At 41.9% G+C, this 19508-nt stretch carries 21 protein-coding genes and 1 pseudogene; 9 read left to right on the top strand and 13 right to left on the bottom strand.

The window, feature by feature from the left end; translation table 11 throughout:
• The first annotated feature begins 151 nt into the window (after nucleotides 1–151).
• Nucleotides 152–913 carry an Npun_F0296 family exosortase-dependent surface protein gene (locus V7K89_RS07550; protein WP_335185812.1) on the top strand — a complete coding sequence of 254 codons (762 nt, stop codon included), beginning with the start codon at nucleotides 152–154 and terminating at the stop codon, nucleotides 911–913.
• 372 nt (nucleotides 914–1285) lie between these two features.
• The gene (locus V7K89_RS07545; protein ID WP_335185810.1) at nucleotides 1286–2488 is read left to right on the top strand and encodes an argininosuccinate synthase; all 1203 of its coding nucleotides are present in this window, start codon (nucleotides 1286–1288) and stop codon (nucleotides 2486–2488) included.
• Between the two features lie 124 nt (nucleotides 2489–2612).
• Here V7K89_RS07545 and V7K89_RS07540 read toward each other — a convergent pair whose 3' ends face one another.
• Nucleotides 2613–3242 (bottom strand): DedA family protein, encoded by a 630-nt coding sequence (locus tag V7K89_RS07540; RefSeq protein WP_335185808.1) that lies wholly within the window; start codon nucleotides 3240–3242, stop codon nucleotides 2613–2615.
• Between the two features lie 474 nt (nucleotides 3243–3716).
• Here V7K89_RS07540 and V7K89_RS07535 point away from each other — a divergent pair, with 474 nt between their 5' ends.
• The gene (locus V7K89_RS07535; RefSeq protein ID WP_335185806.1) at nucleotides 3717–4070 is read left to right on the top strand and encodes an STAS domain-containing protein; all 354 of its coding nucleotides are present in this window, start codon (nucleotides 3717–3719) and stop codon (nucleotides 4068–4070) included.
• A gap of 482 nt (nucleotides 4071–4552) precedes the next feature.
• Here V7K89_RS07535 and V7K89_RS07530 read toward each other — a convergent pair whose 3' ends face one another.
• Together V7K89_RS07530 and rpsF are read right to left on the bottom strand one after the other, a co-directional pair.
• Complete coding sequence (locus V7K89_RS07530; RefSeq protein ID WP_322719501.1) at nucleotides 4553–5113, bottom strand: Npun_F5560 family protein; 561 nt, start codon at nucleotides 5111–5113, stop codon at nucleotides 4553–4555.
• A 203-nt stretch (nucleotides 5114–5316) separates the two neighbouring features.
• Nucleotides 5317–5676 (bottom strand): 30S ribosomal protein S6, encoded by a 360-nt coding sequence (gene rpsF, locus V7K89_RS07525; protein WP_335185803.1) that lies wholly within the window; start codon nucleotides 5674–5676, stop codon nucleotides 5317–5319.
• A gap of 538 nt (nucleotides 5677–6214) precedes the next feature.
• Between rpsF and V7K89_RS07520 the strand changes: the two genes are divergently transcribed.
• Nucleotides 6215–6988 carry a fumarylacetoacetate hydrolase family protein gene (locus V7K89_RS07520; RefSeq protein ID WP_335185800.1) on the top strand — a complete coding sequence of 258 codons (774 nt, stop codon included), beginning with the start codon at nucleotides 6215–6217 and terminating at the stop codon, nucleotides 6986–6988.
• Between the two features lie 3 nt (nucleotides 6989–6991).
• Here the strand turns inward: V7K89_RS07520 and V7K89_RS07515 are convergent, their stop codons facing one another.
• Nucleotides 6992–7468, bottom strand: a complete 477-nt coding sequence (locus V7K89_RS07515; RefSeq protein WP_335185798.1) for a Tic20 family protein — start codon at nucleotides 7466–7468, stop codon at nucleotides 6992–6994.
• A gap of 80 nt (nucleotides 7469–7548) precedes the next feature.
• Entirely contained in the window at nucleotides 7549–7746 is a 198-nt protein-coding gene (locus tag V7K89_RS07510; RefSeq protein ID WP_335185796.1) for a hypothetical protein, read from the bottom strand.
• A gap of 596 nt (nucleotides 7747–8342) precedes the next feature.
• Between V7K89_RS07510 and V7K89_RS07505 the strand changes: the two genes are divergently transcribed.
• Nucleotides 8343–11771, top strand: coding sequence for a hypothetical protein (locus V7K89_RS07505; RefSeq protein WP_335185794.1), 3429 nt, complete (start codon nucleotides 8343–8345; stop codon nucleotides 11769–11771).
• Nucleotides 11772–12088: 317 nt separating this feature from the next.
• A complete protein-coding gene (gene psaI, locus V7K89_RS07500) occupies nucleotides 12089–12238 on the top strand; it encodes a photosystem I reaction center subunit VIII (protein WP_335185792.1) in 150 nt (49 codons plus the stop codon).
• Nucleotides 12239–12525: 287 nt separating this feature from the next.
• Here the strand turns inward: psaI and V7K89_RS07495 are convergent, their stop codons facing one another.
• The 6 genes from V7K89_RS07495 to V7K89_RS07470 form a co-directional block, all read right to left on the bottom strand.
• Nucleotides 12526–12645: a photosystem II reaction center protein J gene (locus V7K89_RS07495; RefSeq protein ID WP_012411803.1), complete on the bottom strand. Its 120-nt coding sequence runs from the start codon at nucleotides 12643–12645 to the stop codon at nucleotides 12526–12528.
• Nucleotides 12646–12714: 69 nt separating this feature from the next.
• On the bottom strand, nucleotides 12715–12837 hold the full coding sequence (locus V7K89_RS07490) for a photosystem II reaction center protein L (protein WP_104908255.1): 123 nt from the start codon (nucleotides 12835–12837) through the stop codon (nucleotides 12715–12717).
• Nucleotides 12838–12845: 8 nt separating this feature from the next.
• Nucleotides 12846–12983: a cytochrome b559 subunit beta gene (psbF, locus tag V7K89_RS07485; protein WP_015115279.1), complete on the bottom strand. Its 138-nt coding sequence runs from the start codon at nucleotides 12981–12983 to the stop codon at nucleotides 12846–12848.
• Nucleotides 12984–12992: 9 nt separating this feature from the next.
• The gene (gene psbE, locus V7K89_RS07480; RefSeq protein WP_012411800.1) at nucleotides 12993–13241 is read right to left on the bottom strand and encodes a cytochrome b559 subunit alpha; all 249 of its coding nucleotides are present in this window, start codon (nucleotides 13239–13241) and stop codon (nucleotides 12993–12995) included.
• Nucleotides 13242–13545: 304 nt separating this feature from the next.
• On the bottom strand, nucleotides 13546–14565 hold the full coding sequence (locus V7K89_RS07475; protein WP_335185790.1) for a photosynthesis system II assembly factor Ycf48: 1020 nt from the start codon (nucleotides 14563–14565) through the stop codon (nucleotides 13546–13548).
• 141 nt (nucleotides 14566–14706) lie between these two features.
• Nucleotides 14707–15042 (bottom strand): rubredoxin, encoded by a 336-nt coding sequence (locus tag V7K89_RS07470; RefSeq protein WP_292859401.1) that lies wholly within the window; start codon nucleotides 15040–15042, stop codon nucleotides 14707–14709.
• A 432-nt stretch (nucleotides 15043–15474) separates the two neighbouring features.
• Between V7K89_RS07470 and ndhC the strand changes: the two genes are divergently transcribed.
• From ndhC to V7K89_RS07455, 3 genes are read left to right on the top strand one after another with little or no spacing between them, the layout of a single operon-like run.
• The gene (gene ndhC, locus V7K89_RS07465) at nucleotides 15475–15837 is read left to right on the top strand and encodes a photosynthetic/respiratory NAD(P)H-quinone oxidoreductase subunit C (protein WP_012411797.1); all 363 of its coding nucleotides are present in this window, start codon (nucleotides 15475–15477) and stop codon (nucleotides 15835–15837) included.
• Nucleotides 15828–16565 (top strand): photosynthetic/respiratory NAD(P)H-quinone oxidoreductase subunit K, encoded by a 738-nt coding sequence (gene ndhK, locus V7K89_RS07460; RefSeq protein ID WP_335185788.1) that lies wholly within the window; start codon nucleotides 15828–15830, stop codon nucleotides 16563–16565. Before ndhC ends, ndhK begins: the two co-directional genes overlap by 10 nt.
• A complete protein-coding gene (locus tag V7K89_RS07455; protein WP_335185786.1) occupies nucleotides 16558–17118 on the top strand; it encodes an NAD(P)H-quinone oxidoreductase subunit J in 561 nt (186 codons plus the stop codon). The genes ndhK and V7K89_RS07455 overlap by 8 nt, the downstream gene beginning before the upstream one ends.
• Nucleotides 17119–17238: 120 nt before the next feature.
• On the opposite strand, the pseudogene V7K89_RS07450 reads toward V7K89_RS07455, so the two are convergent.
• Nucleotides 17239–18084 (bottom strand): annotated as a pseudogene (locus V7K89_RS07450) (Rpn family recombination-promoting nuclease/putative transposase).
• 220 nt (nucleotides 18085–18304) lie between these two features.
• A partial coding sequence (locus V7K89_RS07445; protein WP_335185784.1) for a HEAT repeat domain-containing protein occupies nucleotides 18305–19508 on the bottom strand: 1204 nt, incomplete at its 5' end.

Here is a 19508-nt window from a genome sequence, read left to right as displayed (position 1 = left end):
AATCAAGCAAGTATTTTCCCAAATCTAGCAATTTTTCAGTAAATACAAATCCAGTATTTTCATCCTATTCTTCTTGATAGAAGACATTACATAATGAACTCAAATCGCACAGCGAATTTTTCAACAAATAAAAATACAAAATCTCAAAAGTATGTCTCTTACAAAAATTGCTTGTATCGCTGCTCTATCCCTATCTGCAATCTCTTCATTTATCTATGCAGGTTCTGCCCAGGCTATTTCCTTCAAAGTAACCACAGGGATTGCAGGCCCTAATGGAGAAACTGACCAAGGTGCTTTTTCTGAGTTTACTCAGCTTCCTGGTACGACAACTGTTAACTTCAATAATGGTCAAGCACCAACAACTGGTTTCGCTAAGTACTCTTTTGAGAACAACAGTGGAAGCAGCAGTGTAAGGTCAGATGTATGGGCACCTGCTGGGGCAAATGGTGAGGTCAATAATGGTAAGTATTTGGCAGTTTTCAACGGCGATCAAGTCACAATTAACCTTGCAAGTTCTCTCAATTATTTCGGTATTGACTGGGGAGCTATTAGTTCTGGGAACGTTTTTTCCTTCTACAAAGGCAATACTCTGATCAAATCATTTACAACTGAGGATGTGAACCCAGTTGCTCCAATTCATGCGTCACAGCATGGCGGTGAAGGAAATGGCTACCTTCACTTCTACTCAGATAGTAGCAACGATATTTTCAACAAGATTGTCATTACCCAAGCAGGTGGTGGTGGATTTGAAAGTGACAACCATTCTTTCCATCAAGGAACTGATAGATTTACAGGTTTTGACCCTAAGTCTGTTCCTGAGCCTAGTGTTACCTTAGGTATGCTGGCTATAGGTGGTATGTTTCTACGCAAGCGCAAGAACGAGAAGTTACAAAGTGTAAGGCAATCTCATTAAATATATTAATCTTAGCTCAGTAAGATTTTCCTGATTTTCTCTACACTCTACCCTTAGCCTGTATAAGAATTTCAAAACTAAGTTAACATTAAAAACAAATTAGGGCGAGTTTACATAAGTAAGCTCGTCCTAATCCTTTTGCTATTTACGATCGCCCCTTCTTCTACGATCAACGCATAGCAAGCTTGAGAAAAATTTTCTTTTTTTATACTCATAACTGCTTAGAGCTTAACTGAACTGGATTAAGAGTGAAGTATAATTTTGACTCCTAACTCCTAAATCCCCTTATAGGTTATTGCATGAATAAAGTATACATGGACTAGTTTAGATATAATAATGACTCATTCTTTGTTATCCTAACTGGAGAAATTAATGGGTCGTGCCAAAAAGGTTGTCCTGGCATATTCTGGCGGAGTGGATACCTCAGTCTGCATCCCCTACCTCAAACAAGAGTGGGGTGTGGAAGAGGTGATTACCCTCGCAGCAGATTTAGGTCAGGGAGATGAATTAGAGCCAATCAGAGAAAAAGCTCTGAAATCGGGTGCAAGTGAATCCCTAGTGGCGGATGTCAAAGACAGCTTCGTTAAAGATTACGCCTTTGGAGCGATTCAAGCCAACGCCCTTTATGAAAATCGTTATCCTTTAGGAACCGCCCTGGCTCGTCCACTGATTGCCAAAATATTAGTAGAGACAGCCGAAAAATATGGTGCTGATGCCATCGCTCACGGTTGCACTGGTAAAGGCAACGATCAGGTTCGCTTTGATGTCTCTGTAACCGCCTTAAACCCAAACTTGAAGATCCTCGCACCAGCTAGAGAATGGGGGATGAGTCGTGAGGAAACGATCGCTTATGGGGAAAAGTTTGGTATTCCCTCACCAGTCAAAAAATCTTCTCCCTATAGTATTGACAAGAATTTGCTTGGTCGTAGTATTGAAGCTGGTTTACTCGAAGATCCGTCATTTGAGCCACCAGAAGAAATTTATGAGATGACCAAGGCGATCGCTCACACTCCTAACGAACCAGAGTACATCGAAATTGGTTTCCACGACGGTATGCCCACAACCATCAACGGTATAGCCAAAAAGCCAGTTGAGCTAATTGAAGAACTCAATCAGGTGGTAGGAAATCATGGCATCGGACGGATCGATATGATTGAAAACCGTCTGGTGGGGATTAAATCGCGGGAAATCTACGAATCACCCGCGATGTTGGTGTTAATTCAGGCACATAGAGATTTAGAAAGCTTGATTTTAACGGCGGATGTCACCCATTACAAGCGTGGGATTGAAGAAACTTACAGCCAAATTGTTTACAACGGTTTGTGGTACAGTCCACTGAAAGTTGCACTTGATGCCTTTATTCAAAAGACACAAGAGCAAGTTTCTGGAACTGTGCGAGTGAAGTTGTTCAAGGGCAACTCTACAATAGTTGGGCGTTCTAGCGATAATTCTCTCTATACTCCCGATTTGGCAACCTACGGAGCCGAAGACAAATTTGACCACAAAGCCGCTGAAGGCTTTATCTACGTTTGGGGATTACCAACTCGCATTTGGTCAAAGCAGATTAGAAGTTAAGAGTACAGACGCGATTAATCGCGTCTGTACAGGAGTTAGGAGTTAAAAAAGTAAAAAACTAAAGTAAAAGTTAAAAAATTCACTTTTTACTTTACTCCTCACTCCTCACTTATTTATGCTTGACTTACTCTTCTGTTGCACTTTTAATCTGGCGAGATTCTAGCCACAGGGGCACAAAAATTAAGGCAGCGAGGATTAGTAAGGCTGCGATCGCAAATTGACCCACCCAAGCAACCAATTGTTCTAAAGAGACAATTTTGCCAGCAAAAAAAGCTAATGTCACCATCAAACTAGCCCAAGCAACTGCTCCTAACAAATTGTATAAAAAGAATTTTCCAAAGGGCATTTCAGCTATACCAGCTAGTGGTGCAGCAAAAACTCGTAACAATGCCAAAAAACGTCCAAAAAACACTGCCTTAGCAGCATTTTGACTAAATTGATCTTTAATACTCAGCAGCCGGATTTCAGAAATCCGAAATATACCACCAACTTTTACCAGAAAAGCCCAACCGCTAACTCTACCAATCCAATAGCCACAAGTACCACCAACGACAGCACCCATGATTGCGTCACCGAGAACCAGCCAGAAATTTAGTTCATCGCTGCCAGCTAAAAACCCGCCCACTAAGGTCACGGTTTCACCAGGAAGGGGAATGCCTAAATTTTCTAGCAAAATTCCGAAGAAAATTGCCCAATACCCGTAATTATGAGCAACTTTCTGGATATTTTCTAGTGAAATCAGCTCTAAAGACATTCCACACCGCCGTCTTTACAAATTTTTACTTTTACTATATTTTTGCTTTTTTTTGGGTGGGGTGTCAATCAAACTAATACATAGAGTCATTAAGTCATTAGTTTAATACTGAATAATCCATAGTTTCTAGTCTATAGTAACTGTTAAATTTTGAATATTTTTGCAACTTCTACCATATGCTGATAATTTATTGAAAAAAGATTAAAAATTTTATAGAAAATTTATAAATATCCGTTGAAATGGTGAAAATTTTGTAAAAGATACGGTTGATACCGAAATTGTTAGGCGCTTATGCCTATATTGATGAAAGTTATCACAAATTATACGACATTAATACTGAAATAATCTCTCTCAATTGTAAGACTACAATTGCCCAAATATCTGGGTAAAAGAGTCATTTCACCGTTGAAAGAAAAGAAGTATTTGTGTCTTTTTCAATTTTTTGTCAAGTGTTCCAATTACCCTGTTAAATTCATGACTCTCACACAAGAACTTCAAGTGATTTTGTTTAAACCCCAAGGAAGCATAGATTTGGAAGGCGGTAAGGCTTTGAGCGAACAGATGGCTGGAGTAGTCCCTCAAGCTTATCAACTCTGGGTTATCGACCTAGCAGAAGTTAACTTCATGGACAGCTCTGGGTTAGTACCTTTAGTAAAAGGGTTAAAAGCTGCACGTCAAAGTGGTTGCCGCTTGGTTCTATGCAACGTACAAGCTCCTGTACGGTTGATTTTGGAACTTACCCAACTTGATACAGTGTTTGAAATTTTTCACACTTACCAAGATATTTTTACCAACGTCAAAGATAACAGTCTGATGCTAGCAGACTAACTAATAAATCTACCTAAAGAAGGATGGCGGAGTCAAGCAATATTTGCATTTTTAACATTCTCTTAAGATAATAGTCTGATGCTAGCAAGCCGATCTTCTTTCTTGTCTGGAGAAGAATGTTGAGGGAAACTCATGGCTTTGAGCTAGGTAGTATAAATTACGAGTGAATGAATCTGCTTATTGGAAGTCATCTACCTAAAGCAGTAAAGTTCAGAAATAACTAAAATTGGTCAAAGCAAATGCAATTGTTTGTGACACTCCCCAGCCTTTTAAAGACAGGGTTTTTCAAATTACTCTCAGTTTATTGTTTTATATGCAGTGTAAATAGTGAAAGGAAGCAAGAGGTAAGAAAGGTTAGAATCTCAGCTTTTACGTTATTTCTAAGTTTATAGTTATTTTTGCCTCGATCTATTACTTGGATACCTCCAAGATGCTTTCATGCACCAATTTTTTACCTCTTAGATTTCACCATCATGGTAATTTTAGGCATTCTGGGGAGTCGAAATATTAGTTTGTTCGGATGCTGGGCGGGGGAAATTTGGCAAATCAATACCGCTGTGACTAGCATTACGAGTTTTGAGTGCTAAACGGTAACTCACACTTTGCAGTTCTGCTTGCAGTTGGCGATTTTCCCGTTGTAGCATTGCTACCTTTTCTCTCACTGGTGTCATCCGCTCCTCAAACTTCCGACGGTATATTTGAGGCAATTCTTGTACTACTTGCTCCAACATCCGAGTGCGATCGGTAAGTTCTTGAACTGACTGTCGCAATTGGTAAATTTCGGAGTCACGAGTTGTAATTTGCTCTTGGTAGAACGCCACCTGTTGTTCCACAGCTTGGAGTTGTTCTTGTAAAGCGTGTAACTGGGTCAGATCGCGCTCAAGTTCCGGCTGCTGAGGCATAAAACTAGTGTTACCCTTTACCAGCCGGAAGAGTTCTTGAGAAAGTTGTTGCACTAATTGATCGCGAAGTTGCAACTCTTGGCGTAGCTGCGATACTTCCGTCGAGAGAACTTGAATATTAGGTGTATCAGATTGGCTCACAGTAGCTTAAAGCTCCCATTCAGAATCTTGTCCACTCTTAGGTATAACTGCGGAAGTACTACCTTTGGCAAGTATTTGTTAATTTAGCATTCCCAAATAAGTGACGAAAAAAGAAAAAGACAAAATTTTCTTGAATGGGAGTGAGGATTGAACATTCAGTTCCTTTTCTAGTTACTAGTTCCTAGTCCCCAGTCCTCAGTCTTTTAGACTGTTGCAACTGTTGCAGCTGCTTTAGTGGGCTTTTCCTTTTCCTCTTTCGGGGGTTTTTCCTCTTCAATTTCCTGCTTAATTGTCAAATAGCGAATCACCTCTTCACTCAAGCGCATGGCACGTTCAAAGGGGGCGATCGCAGTTGCAGGCGCGCTGTAGTTTAACTGGATGTAGATGCCATCGCGGTGTTTTTTGATTTCGTAAGCCAGACGGCGCTTACCACGATTTTGAATTTGGATATCTTCGGCGCCTTGATCGCGAAGCAAATTCTCATATTTAGTAACTGCTTGCTCTACCTGTTCCTCTCCCAGATCAGGACGCAGAATGTACATTGTTTCGTAATTTGTAGTCATATTTTTCAGTTTCCTCATGGACAAAATTGGTTGCTGATGCTAATTTATACTTTCATTTTATTAAAAATGTCAGTATTGCTCAACATCTGAAGCAACAAGGAACTATAATCTTACCAGTTTTCAATTTGAATCATTAGCCAAATCGCCGAAGTTTGGATTTTTTGGATCTTCCAAATGAAAACTAGTAGTCTGCCAATCCAAAAATGTTAGATGGAGGTTGGGTAAAGGTTAAAGGGAAAAGGGTAAGGGATAAAAACCTTTCTTCTTTTCCCCTGCCCCTTATCCCCAGAGGGGACCCCACCTTCCCCTTTACCCCGCTGGCGTTGCCAAGGCGTACTACTAGGTTGGAAGGCAACCCCTATATTTCTTTAACAAAATTGATCGAGCTATCAGCTTCGCTAAGGGGTATCTTTCTTTAAGGGCATCTTATAGCGATCGCTTTTTTGCTCAAGGCTCAATCGGTTTGCTAAACAGCTAACTGACGATTGCGTCCTGCTCACAGCTTCTAATCGCAGATAAAAGGATATTGATCAAGGTTATGGCGCAGCGCTACGTGCGAATTCAAAATCCAGAAGGACAGATTTACTATGGGTTACTACAGCTATCCCTGAATGTGCAGGTGCTAGATGCTCCACCCTGGTTACAAGGACAACCCACTGATTTAACTTTGACACCAGAAAATTACCAAATTCTGGCTCCCTGCGCTCCCTCAAAAATTGTGGCGGTGGGTAAGAATTATGCAGATCATGCAGCCGAAATGGGAACTCCAGTACCTTCTGAGCCACTAATCTTTCTTAAGCCACCTACGTCGATCATTCCTTCTGAGAGGGAAATTAAGTATCCTCCCCAGTCACAAAGAGTTGACTATGAAGGAGAGTTAGCTCTAGTGATTGGTGATTACGCCTTTGAATGCACACCAGAAGTAGCCCAAACCAAAATTTGGGGCTACACCATCGCCAATGACGTAACAGCGCGGGATTTACAAAAACAGGATGGTCAGTGGACGCGAGCCAAAGGTTTTGATACTTTCTGTCCCTTGGGCCCTTGGATTGTGCGGGAATTAAATCCAGGAGCGAGATTACAGACTTTTGTCAATGACGATGCCAATCCAGTTCAATCTACTTGTATTGATCGGATGGTGTTTTCTCCCGATATTCTAGTTTCCTATATCAGTCAGGTGATGACCCTATTACCTGGTGATTTGGTGCTTACTGGTACGCCGGAGGGTGTCAGTCCATTGCATCCAGGCGATCGCGTCCGCGTAGAAATTGAAGGTATTGGTCGCCTGGAAAACACCATAGTGTCCCGTTAACTTCTAACGCACTTGCATATACACTGCATCAGATATCGCCGGAATTTCTGCATAACGTCCGCTTACAGACTGGATGACTGAATATGTGACTGCTCCCACTATGCCGATAAAAATGGTTGTGGATAGGGTTTGGATTGCAAAACCACCAGAGGGAACTAGTCCCACAACATCAGTTAGGATGCTAAACAAAAAGATAATGATGTCCAAAAGAATTGCTTGCATGGTGTTAAAACGAACAAAGTGACTAATTTTTTCGTTTCTTACTACCAGCAAAAATAAAGCAAAGAAAATAATCATTCCTGCATAACGCACGCCGTAATAAATTCTTAACAATGGCAGAAGCGGCAGAAACAGTAGTTGTAGTGGTGGAAACTCTAAGAACAAATATCTACCAAATACAAAAACTTCAATTAGAGGAAGCAAATAAGGCAAGGAAGCAAAAATCCGATCTGAAACTGTTGTAGACCCGCGCCAAGACATTATGCGTTCTCCTGTGGTTAAATTTCAATAGTTACTTGAGCTTAGGATAACGCAGTTACTTGGTCTTCTGAGAAATTCAACTATTCTATATGGGCGATGCGAAAGCCCATCATACACTCATACTGGTCTGGCTGCTGTTGAGTAAGTTTGCGAATGGCTTGACCACAGCGCAATTGACCACCACGCCAACGGGGTTGACCGCTCACGTCAGCGAGTAAACAAGACTGGCAAACCTGCTCAGGGGCAAGGATTTGATCGTCCATTAAAATGACTAGCATCCAATCCCTCCTGTAAATCCTCATTGTCACCCACATTTCACTCAGGGTAAACACGCTTTGTCGCCCTTCAAAGAGCAGTTTCAGGTAGGTTGAATGCGTTTTGCGCGGTTAAGTGTTGTGATTTACACCTACCTTGGGCGATCGCAGAGGACACTTTAGAACCACATCCTACCTCTTTGTAACAAAAATGTGGGCAATTACGATTCAATAACAATTCTCAAGTGAATTTTTATTTATTGTACGTTGTGTCTATTAAAAGTGGGAATTTTAGTAAAAATTAGTAAAAAATAATACAAAATTCTTTGCACTAAGTTGAGCAAAGATAACTAACGGTATCCATTGCAGCCCTGCTAATTTAGCACTAGGGTTTGTCAAACTTAATATTCAGAAAACAACAAAGCTTTACGCACAAGCAACATGGCGACCCTTTGAAATTCCCTTGAGGTAAGTAGTTAAAGTGTGACAAGTCAAGTCAGTAAAACTGAGTTAACTTGATAGTCATTTAAGTGAGGCATTTCTAAAATACTGAGGTAAACTTGCAAGCAAGTTAATCCACAATATTACTCAGCGGCTCGTCGGTCTGGGCATCACTTACAATGGAACACTGGCAATTTCTGATACAGAAACAAGGCGCTCGCTCATGGCATATCCTAGAATCGCCAAATTTGGAAATTTTGGAAGGGCAGTATAGAGTTTTGGCTTGTTCTAACCTTCTGAATACAGACGTGGAAGTGCGGGTAACTCACTCTTCAACTGAAGAAGTTCAACCAACGCGGCGAATTTTCAAGCGATCACGTCGCACTAATTCAGAAGGCTTAATAGCGATAATTCCTTTTACCTACTTTCAACCGGGAGTTTGGGAGTTGCGGTGTTCTGGCGATTTGATGTCGGATCTGCTCGGTAAATCTTGGCAATACAGCGTTCAAGTGCAAGTCTTCTCACTGTTAGCACAAAAAGAGCTGAGGAAAAATTTAGAATCAAGTTCACCCGACGATTACTCAGATACTGTTTCAGAAAACTTTGAATCTAATGCCCCAGCAGAAACTGCAATTACGTTATTTACGTTTGAGAAAGCGATCGCTGTTTCTGAAGAACTAGCAACTACAGATAGCAACCTTACTACCACTGTTGCACCAGATGAAGAAAACTTGAAATCTAATGTCCCAGCAGAACCTGTAATTGAGCTAGAGCAAGCGATCGCTGTTTCTGAAGAACTAGCAATTACTACAGATAGCAATTTTACTACCACTGTTGTTCCAGATGAAGGGAATTTGGAATCTAATGCCTCACCAGAAACGGTAATTGAGCTAGAGCAAGCGATCGCTGTTTTTGAAGAACTAGCAATTACTACAGATAGCAACCTTACTACCACTGTTGTTCCAGATAAAGAGAACTTGGAATTTAATGCCCCACCAGAAACGGTAATTGAGCTAGAGCAAGCGATTGCTGTTTCTGAAGAACTAGCAATTACTACAGATAGCAACCTTACTACCACTGTTGTTCAAGAGAACTTGGAATCTAATGCCTCACCAGAAACTGTAATTGAGCTAGATCAAGCGATCGCTGTTTTTGAAGAACTAGCAATTACTACAGATAGCAATTTTACTACCACTGTTGTTCCAGATGAAGGGAATTTGGAATCTAATGCCTCACCAGAAACTGTAATTGAGCTAGATCAAGCGATCGCTGTTTTTGAAGAACTAGCAATTACAGACAGAAACCTTGATATCACTGTTGTATCAGAGAAAATGGAAAAAGATGAAGATATAGTTATCGATGAGCCTATGAGTCCTGTGTGGCTAAAAGGAGAAACGGCAGAGCAGATTTTACAAAATTTAATAGATTTAGCTTTACCTGCCTCTGAACTGCTGCTCAAAGATGAAAAGGTTACAGATTCTTCGGCAACACAACTAGCGCCACCATTACTGCTAACTTTAAGTCAGAATAATTACATTGCTCGTTGGGGACAAGCTCTTATAATCAACGGGTACATAGAATTCCAAGAAAAGACAAATATAGATTGGGGTGAAACATTATCTCCAAAAAGCTTACGGGCGCTTGAACTAGAAATTGAACTGCGATCGCCCAAGAACTCGAAAATCTTGACCAAAATACGGAAACCCTTATCAAATCGGGAATTACCTTTCAACATCAATACCTCAATTGATATTCCTGCTGATTGTGAATCCAAGTTAATTTTGGCAGATATCAGTTTGTATGGTAAATTCGCCGATGCTGGTGAAGTCATGCGGTTAGCCAGCCAGTCCTTCACCATTACAGCAGATGTAACAGAATTACTGGCAATCACAGCCCCAGCAAAACCCAGTACATCTTTAAATGACAACATAGCATTATCAGACTCATCTACTGCTCTCACTAAAACAGAGACACCTTTTAAACTCGATTTGCAACTATTAAATCTGGTCAAAACTCCAAAAACAGACCTGTCTCAAATAGTTAATCCATCCCCAAACACACCCCTACCACCGCAAATTAACCTACAAGTTTTGCGAGAAGCTAGCCTGCGGACATCTAAGCTCAAGAATTCAAGTATTTCATTGCCTCAATTTCCGAAACTGCCTCCTATTCAAAGTGATGCCAACATTCCCCCAGATGTCGTTGCAGAACCACCTGCTGCACAGGAGGAGCTTTTAGAAAAGGATGCTACTATAGCCACCATCAACTTGGAGCAGTTGGTCATCAAGCAACGTCGAATGCCAATACTTGAGACTACTTTGCCATACTTGAAACGGTTACAAGCTTTGCCAGACGATCCAGAAGAAAAAGTAAAAAACCATGTTTCTCCAGATACATTGGCAGTCAAAGCGGCTGAAGACTTGCCAAAGTTAGACGCAACTGTGGTTGAAAATGAAAATACACCTGAATTATTAGTAGATGAGGCACAATTCCAGGAAGAGTCTGTTGCTGAAGTAATAGCCCCGGAAAATACACAATTTCAAAAAGAATCCGTTGCTGAAGTAGTAGCCCCGCAAAATACACAATTCCAGGAAGAATCTGTTGCTGAAGTAATAGCCCCGCAAAATGCACAATTCAATACAACAGGAAACCTTTACTCATCTCCCCTGCTTAGGAAGTGGATGCAAAGCCAAGGATACTTTTTGCCTGAATCTATCAACGATCTGCAACCTCAAGATAACAATAACTATGTTCCAGCACAGCAGATACCCCTTTCTCCTAGTGCAGAAAATGCGAATATTGATGTTAACTTGCCGTTAGACCTAGATACCAACACGGAGAATAATCTGAGCGAAGGTTGGAGCAGTTCACAACTTCTCCTGACTGAAATGCGCAAGGGACAAGAGACATGGGAAGAAGTTGAAGGATTGGCTCCTGAAATGGGGAACTTTGGGGAAGATATAGACACAGCGCAGGAAATGGAACTGGGGAACGGAGAAAATACGGAAATAGAAAAAGTACTAGAAGAACTAACAATCTCATCAGCTCTCTTAACACAAATACCGCCCCCTCCTCCTCCGATAAAAATAAATATAGCATCAGCTTGGTTGGCGCAAGAAATCGTTGTAGATGATACAGATACTGAGATGGAAGGCGATGCAAGGGAGAATTACACCTTTGAAGGAAAGGAGCAACCACTGTTATATTCATCTTCTTCCTTACCTATAATTGCGGCAGCCACTGAGCCTTTGCCAACTCCACATTTGTATGTGCCAGAAGGCGAATTAATTGCTGGTAAGTCTGTCATAGTGCGCGTAGTATTGCCAGAATTACCTTCGCAAGTTGTTGTCAAGTTATGGCTTAAAGATTATCAAACTCGCTACTTACTGGATGGTCCCCATTTATTGACAAATTTACTTCCTAATGCATCGGTAGGGTTGGAAGTGATGACACAATTAAACATTCCCTTTGGCTGTTTGGAAATTCGCTTAGAAGCGATCGCACTCGATCTAACAACCCAACAGGAGAGTCACAAAGTCACAATAGTCCGAACTGTAATTCCTCCTGACTTGCCAGACTTACAGCTAGATGAACTCTTGGGTATGTAATTTCAGGTATGAGGGGTATTAAGCATTGGGAGTTGGGCATTGGGCATGGAGAAGAGACAAGGTAGACAAGGAAGAGGGGGGAGACAAGGGAGAGAAGTCACCAGCGCCGGCTTCCGGCGTTGGCGTAGCCCGCCGTAGGCATCAGAACTTCAAAGAGAGATTTGTTCTAATAATTTCTCCTTGTCCCTCTTGTCCTGCTTGTCTCCTCTGCTCCCCATCGTCCCCTGTGTTAAAAATATGAAAGAATTTCAAAAATCTGGCAGAATTTGCAGTAAGCTCATTTTGAATTGTAGTGTAATTTGATAGGAACCTTTACTATGGCAGTATCTTTTTTGCCTTCTATCTTGGCTAGTACTTCCTACTTGTCTGCTATCTTCATTCCCATAATTGGTTGGATTTTGCCAGGTGTAGTCTTCGCGTTTCTGTTTTTATACATTGAAAGCGATGATATCAGTAATATTAACTGATATTGATATAGTCATTAGTCATTAGTCATTTGCAAAAAACAATAACATAGACGCGCCAGCGGTGAAGCAGCGCGGTCTTGGGGGTTTCCCCCATGAGCGACTGCTGTTAGCGCAGCGTTAGCGACGCAGGAGCGTCACCCGAAGGGCTTCCCACAGGGTAGGACAATTGACTAATGACCAAAATTAATACCGCCTGTCTCTATGAGACAGGCGGTTTTTTTAACGTTGATTTCTCAACAAATGCTAGAAAATTCTAACTTATAGTGTTCGGTTCAAACTAACTCATGTTAAATCGAAGAACCGAGTCCGGCGTAGGCACCATAAAAGAAAATGCCCAAGACTGTAATTATACCTAAACCTGCGATCGTAGCGACGACCCACAGGGGAATTCTCCCACTTCCAGACACAGCTTCTCTCCTCCCTTAACAACAAATCAACACACGTTCATAAACCAAGATTAACAACAGTACTTCTAATTAGTTAAAGAAGTAACTAGAAAACAGAATACCCAGAACGAAAATCATTAGTAATCCCAGGTATAGCGAAGTCCGGTTTAGTTCAACCGGCTGATTATTGGGGTTGGGCGATCTTTCTGCCATAATTGCTCCTAACGTTGAATAAATTGCATTGCGGCGATCGCGCCCAAAAAGAATACAGTTGGTACACCTAAGGTGTGAACTGCCAGCCATCTAACAGTAAAAATTGGATAGGTAACTGGTTGATTGATGTTATTGCCGCTAGTCATGATCTCAAACTATTTTCCAATAAATTGTTCAACTTGTTTTTTAGCTTCAAAACGGTTCTTCACAATGGGCACTTCCTGCCGCGCCGGTGTGAAATACTCGTTGGGACGGGGTGTACCAAAAGCATCATAAGCCAGTCCGGTGCTGACAAATAGCCAACCAGCAATAAATAATGCTGGGATGGTGATGCTGTGGATTACCCAGTAACGAACGCTAGTAATGATATCCGAAAACGGACGTTCTCCAGTGGTACCTGACATTTAGATCCCTACCTTATACATAGAGTGTTATTGAGTTTATTATCCTACAAAGTTAAGAAAGAGTTACAAGTTGCAACGTTCTTCTCAGAAATTAGGTATGGGGCATTGGGCACTTGTACTGAGCGACTTGCCCTCTTGGTAGTCGTTGGCGCAGCCTCTCATAGAGAAGGGAGTCGAAAGTATTGGGCATTGGGCATTGAACATAAAAGGCAAAGGTGGGTAGGTGCAGAGGGGCAGAGGGGAAAAACTTACTGCAACTTCTCCCCTGCACCCTTGCTCCCCTGCTTCCTCTACCTCTTACTCACTAAGCTGCTTCTGGGGAAGTTGTTTCAGGGTTTGGTAGATATTTGAGCAAAACGCCGCGATCGCCAATTATAAATCCCCGCTCTGGCTCTAAGAACACAATCTTGTATAAATTAGCCGCAACTTCTTCTACCTCACGGTCTTTTTCCCAGGTTTTGCCACCGTCGCCACTCCGTAGCAAATTACCGCTACCGCCACCTACCCAAATTTCATTGGGTGTGCGATATGCTAAATCCAGTAAACCCCAGCTGGTGGATAACTCTGGATATTGTGCCTTTTGCCACTCGTCAGGTTTTGTTTCATCACTAAACTGAACTTGACCTCCTCTAGCTAACAACCACAATTGCCCATTTTCACCAAAGCCCATGTTTTCTACCCGCCGAGAACTATTGCGGTTATGGGGTACCCAAGCATCTTGCCCTGGTTCCCAAGTTGAGTAGAAACTACCCTTAGCCGAAACTGCAACATATTTACCATCAGCAGAACGCTCTAAGTTACGCACCACACCCACTGCTGATTCCACCTGGGCTTTCCAGTTTTTGCCGCCGTCTGTGGTCTTATATATGGCTCCAACATTAGTAGCCATTTCAGCTGTATTGTCTGCTAGCGCCTTAACTGCAATCGGGCTACCTGGTAGCTTTTCGCTCAGAGGAATACGCGACCAAGAAGCACCTTCATCGCTAGTATGTAGTAACAGTCCAGGCTCTCCGGCAATCCAGCCTTCTTTACCTGCAAAACTTACTGAGTCAAAGCGATACTTTTGCTCCTCCAGTTGCAGTATTATTGGTTTCCAAGTATTACCACCGTCATTGGTTTCCAATAGAGTGGCATTGCTACCCACTAAGTAGCCATGCTCAAGGTTATTAGTAAAAGCAATATCCAATAAATTCGAGTCTGTTGGCACAGAAATGACTTTCCAAGGGTTGTAGCTAACAGAGGGGACTTGGCTACAACCTATGCAGATCACGACTACTATTAACAAGGCAAATATTCGTTGCCAACCTTTCACAATTGAATGCATCAGTATTTCTTAGTTATTTCTAAATTTTTGTCGGATTTGGCAGCTAGGATGCTGGAAAATCCTGCGTTTTTCATTTTGAATTTTGTTAGCGCAGTGTAAAATCTCTCATAGAGAGCGTTATTTAGAATTGCTTAAAGGCTGTCATTGTAAGCCGTAGAGACTGATAAAAAACAAGAAGCCAAGAGCCAAAGCACCAAAAATTAGGATATTCTTTTGGGTTGGCGTTAGGTTGTTGACACCCAAACCATAACCGAGATTTTCTTTGAAGCCGGATGCAGTACCCGCAGGGCCGATGTTAGCAAAAGCGGTCTTTTTAGCAGAACAAACTGGACAGCGCCAATTCATGGGTAGTTCTGCAAAGGTTGTCCCAGAAGGAATATCATCCTTGTCGTCTCCCTTTTCGGGTTCGTAAACATAACCGCAGGCGCGACACTCGTAGCGGTCTAACACCGTAGTCTCAACAGCTGGTTCGCTCATGGCTAAGGCCTCGCAGAGAAGAAATCTTAAATATACGTTAAAAATTATGACATAATTGTTAGACTTTTCTATCACTAGCAAAAGCGAATCAAATACCTGAAGTGCGTCTGTTTCCCAGATTTCAGAAAAACCAAACAGATATAATGTAAAAGAAAGTTACGCAGTTACGGGATTGGGCATGGGGCATTGGGCATTGGGGAGCCACTCGGTCTTCTCCCAAAGGGAGAGGCTAGCGCCAAGGGGTCTCACGCCACTCCCCTCAAGTCGGGAAACCCGCCCACGGGGGTGGCTCCCCAAGTGGAGCAAGTGGCGTCATTGGGCATTGCAAAGAAAATTTCTTTGTCCTCCCACTCTTAAATCCCTAATTCTCTGTCATCAGTACCCAATCTCCAGTCACTACTTAAAATACTCCATAAGCGGTAGATACTCATTGTGTTTGTCCTCAGCGGTTACGAGTACCTTCTAGGCTTCTTCATCATCTGTAGCCTAGTACCTGCCTTAGCGCTCTCAGCTTCCAAGCTTCTACGACCCAGTGGTTACGCTCCAGAACGTCGCACTACTTATGAATCTGGAATGGAACCCATCGGGGGAGCCTGGATTCAGTTCAACATCCGCTACTACATGTTTGCTCTAGTCTTCGTCGTCTTTGATGTGGAGACTGTATTCTTGTATCCTTGGGCGGTAGCTTTTCACCGCTTGGGGCTATTAGCATTTATTGAAGCGCTAGTCTTTATTGCAATTCTTGTAGTCGCTTTAGTTTACGCATGGCGTAAAGGAGCTTTGGAATGGTCTTGAATTCTAACTTAACAACCCAGGGCAAAGAACGAATCATCAACCCCATTGAACGGACTACAATCACTCAAGACCTTTCAGAAAACGTCATTTTGACGACGGTTGATGATCTCTACGACTGGGCGCGGCTTTCTAGTCTGTGGCCGTTGTTATTTGGTACTGCTTGCTGTTTTATTGAGTTTGCAGCTTTAATTGGTTCCCGATTTGACTTTGACCGTTTTGGGCTAATTCCCCGTTCTAGCCCCCGCCAAGCCGATTTAATTATTACGGCAGGGACTATTACGATGAAGATGGCTCCACAACTGGTGCGTCTTTACGAACAAATGCCAGAGCCGAAGTATGTAATTGCGATGGGAGCTTGCACAATTACAGGCGGAATGTTCAGCGTTGATTCCCCTACGGCAGTGCGCGGAGTCGATAAACTGATTCCTGTGGATGTGTACTTACCTGGTTGTCCTCCCCGTCCAGAAGCAATTATTGACGCAATCATTAAGCTGCGGAAGAAAATCGCCAATGAATCGATGCAAGAGCGAGGTAAAATTAAACAAACTCACCGCTACTACAGCACGACTCATAATTTGAAGCCAGTAGAGGAAATCTTAACTGGTAAGTATTTGCAGTCAGAAACTCGCTCCGTACCACCGAAGGAATTGACGGAAGCGATTGGTATGCCAATACCACCTGCACTACTGACAGCAAAGGCACAAAAGGAGGAACAAACCCGTGGCTGAAGAAGAACCTAAAGCAGTATCAGCAGACGAAGAAGAGTCTAAACCAGTACCAGCAGCGAAAGAAGAGTCATTGGTACAAGCGGGTAAAGTTTCCCAGTGGTTGACGGAAAATGGCTTTGACCATGAGTTTTTAGCACCAGACAAGAATGGTGTAGAGATAATTAAGGTGGCGGCAGATTTCTTGCTTCCCACCGCTACAGCCCTTTATGCTTATGGGTTTAATTATCTCCAGTGTCAAGGTGGCATTGACCTTGGCCCAGGACAAGAATTAGTGAGTATGTATCACTTGATTAAAGTGGGTGATAATAGCGATCGCCCCGAAGAAGTGCGAGTGAAGGTGTTCTTACCACGGGAAAACCCCGTAGTGCCTTCTGTGTACTGGATTTGGAAGACCGCAGATTGGCAAGAGCGCGAGTCTTACGATATGTTCGGCATTATCTACGAAGGACACCCAAATCTTAAGCGGCTTTTGATGCCGGAAGATTGGGTAGGTTGGCCTTTGCGGAAGGATTATATCTCGCCTGATTTCTATGAGTTGCAAGACGCTTATTAGATAGTGCTGAATAGAGACGCGATGAATCGCGTCTGTACAATATAATGCTGAGTTTCGGCAGTGATTAACCCCTTTCCGATGGCGGAGAGGGGTTATGTTTTTGGTGTTTTATGTAAAAGGTTATAAAATTTGCTGTAATTCATTGACTGTATTTACAGTTTTAATTGCCTGCTGAATTGTTTTTAATTTCTGCAAATCCGTAATTTGAGAGATTATCGGCATCAATTCTGAACCTTGATTGCCAAACTTAATTTCTAATGCTAATTCAATACCTGAATATAATTCTTGCTTTCTTCCTCGTTCTTCCCCTTTGCTAAAAATTTCTTGATACCAAGGCGACTGCTCTAAAAGTGCCATATCCCACCTCAAAATTTGTTGAACTATTGCACTATCTAATACAAACGTAGCAAAAAATCCTAATACTGTTTCTAGTTGATTCAATTGTTCATCTGCACGTAAGATTCGCAATGCGTCCCGAATTGTAGACTCGTTATCACCTCCTTTGAGGATGGGTACAAACGGCAGTAAGGATGGTAAGGGTTATTGAAAAGCAATTTCGACATCAACTTCCCACAGGTTAATGACACGGTAATCTTGAATAGCACGTAAACCAGCAATATTTAATGCGTAGCTTGTAGGTATTTCAGCGTCACTTGCCTTAAGAATATTAATTAGTACTGGATACGTGGGCAAATTATATTTTTCTTCTGCAAGTGCTGTGTATGCACGCATCCTACGTGGCATTTCTGGTTTATAGCGCAGTTGTAATTCGTTAAGAACAAGAAATTTTCCATGCTGGGGACTTTCGACACGGATTAAAACATCACTTTCTCGACTTATCCACTGAAATTCTGAGTTGAGAATTTCGCCAGCAATAATATCAGGAATTTGCGTTACCCATTTTACCCAGTTATCAGGTGCAAGGCTGATTAAGCGTTTGGTGCTGACATCGGCGGGTTTGATCATGGGGTTGTAAACGCACTGCAAAGATATAAATAATTATACTTATGAATATATTACAGATATTCAGATTTTTGATTGGAATACTTATGGAAAACAATCGCACCCGATCTAAGATAATTTGAGATGGTATCATCGCTTTTTCAATTCCTTATCTAATCTCATTAATCCAGCTTTAAATGGCACTCAATAAAAAGATGAAATTAATATCAGTAAGTTGGGTTTTTCAATTTTGAAGTGAGAATGAGTCACTATGCCAAGCTTGATAAAAGGCTGGATAAGTCATAGTTTGGGTGCAGTGCCAGATAACTTTGTAAGCCTCATCTGATAAGTAATTTTTCAAAGCAGTGACAACTGCCGTCATCTTGTCAGATTCTGTTAATATTTTCTCTAAACTTGATGCCGCTTGCCAACGGCTATATTCATCTTGAGAATCACGAATTAACTCCACTAATGCAGTGATCGCAGTGGGATTATCTGGAGCTATTTCTCCTAAACTTGATGCCGCTTGCCAACGGCTATATTCATCTTGAGAATCACGAATTAACTCCTCTAATACAGTAATAGCAGTGGGATTATCTGGAGCTATTTCCACTAAACTTAATGCCGCTTGCCAACGGCTATATTCATCTTGAGAATCACGAATTAACTCCTCTAATGCAGTAATAGCAGTGGGATTATCTGGAGCTATTTCCACTAAACTTAATGCCGCTTTCCTACGGGTATATTCATCTTGAGAATCACGAATTAACTCCTCTAATGCAGTGATAGCAGTGGGATTATCTAAAGCTATTTTCCCTAAACTTAATGCCGCTTCTCTACGGACTTCTTCAGATTGAGAATTACGAATTAACTCTATTAATGCAGCGATAGCAGTGGGATTATCTGGAGCTATTTTCCTTAAAGTTAATGCCGCTTCCCTACGGATTTTTTCAGATTGAGAATCACGAATTAACTCCTCTAATGCAGCGATAGCAGTGGGATTATCTGGGGCTATTTCCTCTAAACTTGATGCCGCTTCCCTACGGGTTTTTTCAGATTGAGAATCACAACTTAACTCCACTAATGCAGCGATAGCAGTGGGATTATCTGGAGTTATTTTCCTTAAAATTAATGCCGCTTGCCAACGGGTAGATTCAGATTGAGAATCACGAATTAACTCCTCTAATGCAGTAATAGTAGTGGGATTATCTGGAGCTATTTTCCCTAAAATTGATGCCGCTTGCCAACGGATATATTCATCTTGAGAATTACGAATTAACTCCTCTAATGCAGCGATCGCAGTGGGATTATCTGGAGCTATTTCTCCTAAACTTGATGCCCCTAGCTTACGGATAGATTCAGATTGAGAATCACGAATTAACTCCTCTAATGCAGTAATAGTAGTGGGATTATCTGGAGCTATTTTCCCTAAAATTGATGCCGCTTGC

The organism is Nostoc sp. (genome assembly GCF_036917515.1).
Taxonomy (GTDB): Bacteria; Cyanobacteriota; Cyanobacteriia; order Cyanobacteriales; family Nostocaceae; genus Nostoc.
Note: the sequence above shows the minus strand (reverse complement) of the source record. Positions and strands in the feature narration are given on the sequence as shown.

What these genes read in the sequence shown, in the direction of transcription:
- psaI (WP_335185792.1), top strand. Translation starts at nt 12,089, where the DNA reads ATGGCAGTATCTTTTTTGCCTTCTATCTTGGCTAGTACTTCCTACTTG.
- V7K89_RS07515 (WP_335185798.1), bottom strand. Translation starts at nt 7,468, where the DNA reads ATGTCTTGGCGCGGGTCTACAACAGTTTCAGATCGGATTTTTGCTTCC.
- V7K89_RS07505 (WP_335185794.1), top strand. Translation starts at nt 8,343, where the DNA reads ATGGAACACTGGCAATTTCTGATACAGAAACAAGGCGCTCGCTCATGG.
- V7K89_RS07490 (WP_104908255.1), bottom strand. Translation starts at nt 12,837, where the DNA reads ATGGCAGAAAGATCGCCCAACCCCAATAATCAGCCGGTTGAACTAAAC.
- rpsF (WP_335185803.1), bottom strand. Translation starts at nt 5,676, where the DNA reads ATGACTACAAATTACGAAACAATGTACATTCTGCGTCCTGATCTGGGA.
- V7K89_RS07520 (WP_335185800.1), top strand. Translation starts at nt 6,215, where the DNA reads ATGGCGCAGCGCTACGTGCGAATTCAAAATCCAGAAGGACAGATTTAC.
- V7K89_RS07550 (WP_335185812.1), top strand. Translation starts at nt 152, where the DNA reads ATGTCTCTTACAAAAATTGCTTGTATCGCTGCTCTATCCCTATCTGCA.
- V7K89_RS07535 (WP_335185806.1), top strand. Translation starts at nt 3,717, where the DNA reads ATGACTCTCACACAAGAACTTCAAGTGATTTTGTTTAAACCCCAAGGA.
- V7K89_RS07470 (WP_292859401.1), bottom strand. Translation starts at nt 15,042, where the DNA reads ATGAGCGAACCAGCTGTTGAGACTACGGTGTTAGACCGCTACGAGTGT.
- psbF (WP_015115279.1), bottom strand. Translation starts at nt 12,983, where the DNA reads ATGACTAGCGGCAATAACATCAATCAACCAGTTACCTATCCAATTTTT.
- psbE (WP_012411800.1), bottom strand. Translation starts at nt 13,241, where the DNA reads ATGTCAGGTACCACTGGAGAACGTCCGTTTTCGGATATCATTACTAGC.
- V7K89_RS07545 (WP_335185810.1), top strand. Translation starts at nt 1,286, where the DNA reads ATGGGTCGTGCCAAAAAGGTTGTCCTGGCATATTCTGGCGGAGTGGAT.
- V7K89_RS07540 (WP_335185808.1), bottom strand. Translation starts at nt 3,242, where the DNA reads ATGTCTTTAGAGCTGATTTCACTAGAAAATATCCAGAAAGTTGCTCAT.
- ndhK (WP_335185788.1), top strand. Translation starts at nt 15,828, where the DNA reads ATGGTCTTGAATTCTAACTTAACAACCCAGGGCAAAGAACGAATCATC.
- V7K89_RS07510 (WP_335185796.1), bottom strand. Translation starts at nt 7,746, where the DNA reads ATGCTAGTCATTTTAATGGACGATCAAATCCTTGCCCCTGAGCAGGTT.
- V7K89_RS07475 (WP_335185790.1), bottom strand. Translation starts at nt 14,565, where the DNA reads ATGCATTCAATTGTGAAAGGTTGGCAACGAATATTTGCCTTGTTAATA.